The following is a 251-nucleotide window of genomic DNA, read 5'->3' on the forward strand; positions in this document are numbered from 1 at the left end:
AGCATGTCGTGGCCGGTGTTGCTGTCGTGATAGCTGGTCAGCGTGACGTCGCCGAGCTTGAGGTCATAGACGGTGCGGCCGTCGATGCTGATGCCCTGCAGCTCGATCGCGGGAATGTGCTTGCCGGTGGCGACGTCCTTGAGCAGCGCGGTCAGGCCCGAATTGAGATCGAGATCGACGGTGAGCGGCGAGAAGGTCGGCTTGGACGTGCCGCCGCCGCTGGTGGCGCTGATCAGTGCGCTGACGTCAAA

At 64.1% G+C, this 251-nt stretch carries 1 protein-coding gene; it reads right to left on the reverse strand.

Annotated features, from left to right (window positions below; translation table 11 throughout):
* On the reverse strand, positions 1-251 hold a 251-nt coding region (locus GWG65_RS40390; RefSeq protein WP_275200944.1), incomplete at both ends, for a type VI secretion system tube protein Hcp.

The organism is Bradyrhizobium sp. CSA207 (assembly GCF_029051685.1).
In the GTDB taxonomy this organism is placed as follows: Bacteria; Pseudomonadota; Alphaproteobacteria; order Rhizobiales; family Xanthobacteraceae; genus Bradyrhizobium.